The sequence below is a fragment of the Mesorhizobium sp. M7A.F.Ca.CA.002.09.1.1 genome, assembly GCF_003998555.1.
Classification (GTDB): Bacteria; Pseudomonadota; Alphaproteobacteria; order Rhizobiales; family Rhizobiaceae; genus Mesorhizobium; species Mesorhizobium ciceri.
Genome location: NZ_RZRR01000431.1, coordinates 1 through 4,592 on the forward strand (window position 1 = coordinate 1; position 4,592 = coordinate 4,592).

Consider the following 4,592-nt stretch of genomic DNA (forward strand, 5'->3'; position numbering starts at 1 on the left):
GGCTTACTATCGGCGATAAGCGCGACGTTCGTCAGCACTTTCACAGCATCCGGATCGCGTCCGCACGCCGTGACACGGCGCCTGATATCGTCATAGCGTTCGGTCGCGCCCTCCACCAGTCCGCCGTCCAGCAGGATGACATCGGCGGTGCGAGTGGCAATATCGAAGTCGGATTCCTGCAGGCCCGACAAGACGAGCACTGGCGTATCCTGCGGCGACCGGGCGACGTTCAGCGGTCCGCGCACGGAAAAGAATTCGCCCTTGTGCTCCAGCAGGTGCATCTTTTCGGGGTCGTGGAAGCGGCCGCCGCCCTGGTCGAACAGCAGGGCGTCCGCATCCCAGCCCTGCCACAGACCTTGCACGATGCCGATATATTCCTCACTGCGACGGCGGAAATCGTTAGGCGAAAATCCTTCGGGCCGGCTGAAATTGGCTGCTTCCCGTGGCGCTTGCGTCATGGTTGCGTTCCAGCCACTGCGGCCGTGGCTGATAACGTCGAGCGAAGCGAAACGGCGTGCCAGATTGTAGGGTTGGTGGGCAATTGTCGAGGCAGCGGCAACCAAGCCGATCCTGCTTGTGACAGTCGCCAGAGCGGCCAGCAAGGTCGTCGCTTCGAAGGGCATCCGTTTGTTCGCGGCTTCGCTTTCGGACGCTGGCGCGGCATCGGCAAGCAGCACCATGTCCAGCCCGGCTGCTTCAGCCTTTTGCACGAAACCAGCCAGGCGGCTGAATTCCAACCCAGTCTCGAGTGATGGATCGGCGAGCGAAACGGCAAGATGCATTGTGGCGCCGTTGTCCATCGGGGGTTCCTATGAGATGAAATGCCACCCCGAACTATGTTCGCCACATCCTGGGATGGCAACCGCCGGCGCTGGGCCAAACCGCCGCTCACCTACCGGCCAGTCCCTATTTGCCGGCCAGCCTTTATTTGCCAGCAAGCAGATCGTTGATCAGCCGCTGGCAGCGCTCGGCCATGAAGTCGAGCAGCAGCCGCACTTTTGGATCCTGCAGCTTCTTGTGCGGATAGACGGCGGCGAACTGCACCGGTGTCGGCGGCGTGCTGGGCAGGATCACCTTCAGCCGCCGATCGCGGATGAATGGCTCGACCTCGAAGCGCGGCTTGTTGATGATGCCGCGGCCTGAAAGCGCCCAGCCGGTGAGCACGTCGCCATCGTCGGTGTCGTAGGGCCCGTGTACCTCGAATTTCTGCGGGCCGGTGGGGGTCTGCAGCGTCCACACATATTCGCGCGCGCCCGAATAACGCAGCATCAGGCAGTCGTGCTTCTTGCCGATCAGTTCCTGCGGCTCAATCGGTTCGCCGCGCGCTTCGAGATATTTCGGCGCCGCCACCAGCACGCGCTCGCATTCCATGATGCCGCGCATCCTGAGGCTGGAATCCTCGATGATGCCGAGCCGGAAGGCGACGTCGATGCCTTCCTTCATGATGTCGACATTGTGGTCCGAGAGCCTGAGCCGCACCTCGATATCAGGGTATTTGTCGTGGAAATCGGGGATGCCCGAAGCGACCAGCCGGCGGCCGAGGCCGAGCGGTGCCGTGACGCGGATGGTGCCGCGCGGCTGGCCGGAAAGGGCAGAGACTGCCGCTTCCGCCTCGGTGATTGCCTCCAGCACCTGCTTGGCGCCCCCGTAAAAAACCGTGCCATGCTCGGTCGGCATCAATTGCCGTGTGGTGCGGTTGAACAGCCGCACGCCAAGGTGCTTCTCCAGTTCCTTGATGCGGTTGGAAGCGACCGCCGGCGAAATGCGCATGTCGCGCCCGGCCGCCGACAGATTGCCGAGTTCAACGACGCGAACGAAGACGGCGATGTTGTCGAGATAGGCCATGCGGAGCACCTTCGCCGGTTTGCAGGATCAACCTAGTATTTTCCATTTTTTTTTGAAAGTCCTCGTGCGCCTCGCCTCTTTCCGTTTGCGCTCCAGCCCGTAAAGTCACCCAATCGGCAGGGACGATTTCAATGATGGATTTCGCGATTTTCTGGGATTGGCTGAGTTTTGCCGTGCGCTGGCTGCATGTCGTCACCGGCATCGCCTGGATCGGCTCGTCGTTCTATTTCGTCGCGCTCGATCTCGGCCTGCGCCAGCGTCCCGGCATGCCCGTCGGCGCCTTCGGCGAGGAATGGCAGGTGCATGGCGGCGGCTTTTATCACATCCAGAAATATCTGGTGGCGCCGGCCGAAATGCCGGAACACCTGACCTGGTTCAAATGGGAATCCTACGCCACCTGGCTTTCCGGCTTCGCCATGCTGTGCGTCGTCTATTATGCCGGGGCCGATCTGTTCCTGATCGATCCGAACGTGCTGCCGATGTCGGTGCCGGTCGGCATCCTGCTGTCTCTGGCAACGATCGGCGTCGGCTGGGTGGTCTACGATCTGCTGTGCCGCTCGCCGCTGGGCAAAAGCGACACCGGCCTGATGCTGGTGCTCTATTGCGTGCTGGTGTTCATCGCCTGGGGACTGACCCACCTGTTCACCGGCCGTGCCGCCTTCCTGCATCTGGGCGCCATCACCGCCACGATCATGTCGGCCAATGTCTTCATGGTCATCATCCCCAACCAGAAGATCGTCGTCGCCGACCTCATCGCCGGCCGCAAGCCCGACCCGAAATACGGCAAGATCGCCAAGCAGCGCTCTCTCCATAACAATTACCTGACGCTGCCGGTGCTGTTCCTGATGCTGTCGAACCACTATCCGCTGGCGTTCGGCACTGAGTTCAACTGGGTCATCGCCTCGCTGGTGTTCATCATCGGCGTGCTGATCCGGCACTATTTCAACTCGGTCCATGCGCGCAAGGGCAATCCGACCTGGACCTGGATGGCGGCACTCGTCCTGTTCATCGTCATCATCTGGCTGTCGACCGCGCCGAAAGTGCTGACCGGCGAACCCAAGGAATCCGCGTCGGCGCAAGTCTATGTCGCTTCAGCGCATTTCCCGGCGGTGCGCGACACCGTGCTCGGCCGCTGTTCAATGTGCCACGCGGCGGAGCCGGTCTATGAGGGCATCTATCATGCGCCCAAGGGCGTGATGCTCGACACCGATGCGGATATCGCCAACCACGCCCGCGAAATCTATCTGCAGGCCGGCCGCAGCCACGCCATGCCGCCCGCCAACGTCTCTCAGATCACCGACAAGGAACGGGCGCTGCTGGTGGCCTGGTTCGAAGGCGCAGGGAAATAGCATGAATTCGACACTTCTGCGCGGCCGCACGCTGTCCTTTGTGCGCTGGCCGCAAACTCTCGAAGACCATTCCGCCTGGCGCTACGAGGAGGATGGCGGACTGCTGATCCGTGACGGCAGGATCGTCGCCGCGGGTAGTTATGCCGATGTTGAAAAGCAAGCCGACGAAACGGTGAAAAGGATTGACCACCGGCCGCATCTGCTGCTGCCCGGCTTCATAGATGCCCATGCGCATTTTCCGCAGATGCAGATCATCGCCTCCTACGGCGCCGAACTGCTCGACTGGCTGAACACCTACACTTTTCCGGAAGAAACGAAGTTCGCCAACGCCCAGCACGGCCGCCGCATCGCGCGGCTGTTCCTCGACGAAATGGTGCGCCACGGCACCACGACGGTCGCCGCCTACTGCTCGGTGCACAAGGCCTCGGCCGAAGCCTTCTTCGCAGAATCGCATGACCGCAACATGCTCAACATCGCCGGCAAGGTGATGATGGATCGCAATGCGCCCGACGGCGTGCTCGACACCCCGCAATCCGGCTATGACGACACAAAGGCGCTGATCAAGGAGTGGCACGGCAAGGGCCGCCAGCACTACGCCATCACGCCGCGCTTCGCCATCACCTCGTCGCCGGAGCAGATGGAGATGGCGGGCGTGTTGTGCCGCGAACATCCCGGCCTGCACATGCAGACGCATCTGTCGGAAAACCACGCCGAGATCGCTTTCACGCAGGAACTCTACCCGTGGGCGCGCGACTACACCGACGTCTACGAGCATTACGGGCTGTTAGGCAAAAAGAGCCTGTTCGGCCACTGCATCCATTTGTCGGAGCGCGAAGCGGATGCGCTTTCGGACTCGGGCTCGGTGGCGGTGTTCTGCCCGACCTCGAACCTTTTCCTCGGCTCCGGCCTCTTCGATTATCAGCGCTTTCGCCGACGCGACAAGCCGATCCGCATCGCCGCCGCCACCGATGTCGGCGGCGGCACCAACTACTCCATGCTGCGCACCATGGACGAAGGCTACAAGGTGATCGCGCTGAATGGCGAAAAGCTCAACCCGTTCCAGTCCTTCTGGCAGACGACGCGCGGCAATGCCGAGGCGCTGTCGGTGGTGGAAAAGATAGGCACGCTGGACGCGGGCACCGACGCCGACATCGTCGTGCTGGACGCCAGGGCAACGCCGGGAATGCGACTCAGGATGGAGACGGTCGAGACGCTGGCGCAGGAACTCTTTCTCCTGCAGACGCTGGGCGACGACCGCTCCGTCCGCGAAGTTTATGTGGCGGGGCGGCCAGCCAAGGCTGACATGAGCGCGGGGTAAGGCCCCCTCACCCGGATTGCCAACCGAATTGCGAAGGCAATTCGGGGCAATCCGGCCTCTCCCCGAGGGGAGAGGAGGAA

The 4,592-nt window shown here is 62.3% G+C and carries 4 protein-coding genes; 2 read left to right on the forward strand and 2 right to left on the reverse strand.

Going from position 1 to position 4,592, the window contains the following annotated elements; all coding sequences use genetic code 11:
• Window positions 1-800: LLM class flavin-dependent oxidoreductase (locus tag EN994_RS18790; protein WP_127307717.1), on the reverse strand; the 800-nt coding region annotated here is incomplete at its 3' end.
• 124 nt (window positions 801-924) lie between these two features.
• Window positions 925-1,845, reverse strand: a complete 921-nt coding sequence (locus EN994_RS18795) for a LysR family transcriptional regulator (RefSeq protein WP_024501932.1) — start codon at window positions 1,843-1,845, stop codon at window positions 925-927.
• A gap of 131 nt (window positions 1,846-1,976) precedes the next feature.
• Here EN994_RS18795 and EN994_RS18800 point away from each other — a divergent pair, with 131 nt between their 5' ends.
• Together EN994_RS18800 and guaD are read left to right on the forward strand one after the other, a co-directional pair.
• Entirely contained in the window at window positions 1,977-3,194 is a 1,218-nt protein-coding gene (locus EN994_RS18800; protein ID WP_024501931.1) for a urate hydroxylase PuuD, read from the forward strand.
• A gap of 1 nt (window position 3,195) precedes the next feature.
• A complete protein-coding gene (gene guaD / locus EN994_RS18805) occupies window positions 3,196-4,512 on the forward strand; it encodes a guanine deaminase (RefSeq protein WP_063169826.1) in 1,317 nt (438 codons plus the stop codon).
• Window positions 4,513-4,592 lie beyond the last annotated feature (80 nt).

Excerpts from the sequence above, each read along its gene's own strand:
- EN994_RS18800 (WP_024501931.1), top strand. The coding sequence starts at position 1,977 with ATGATGGATTTCGCGATTTTCTGGGATTGGCTGAGTTTTGCCGTGCGC.
- EN994_RS18795 (WP_024501932.1), bottom strand. The coding sequence starts at position 1,845 with ATGGCCTATCTCGACAACATCGCCGTCTTCGTTCGCGTCGTTGAACTC.
- guaD (WP_063169826.1), top strand. The coding sequence starts at position 3,196 with ATGAATTCGACACTTCTGCGCGGCCGCACGCTGTCCTTTGTGCGCTGG.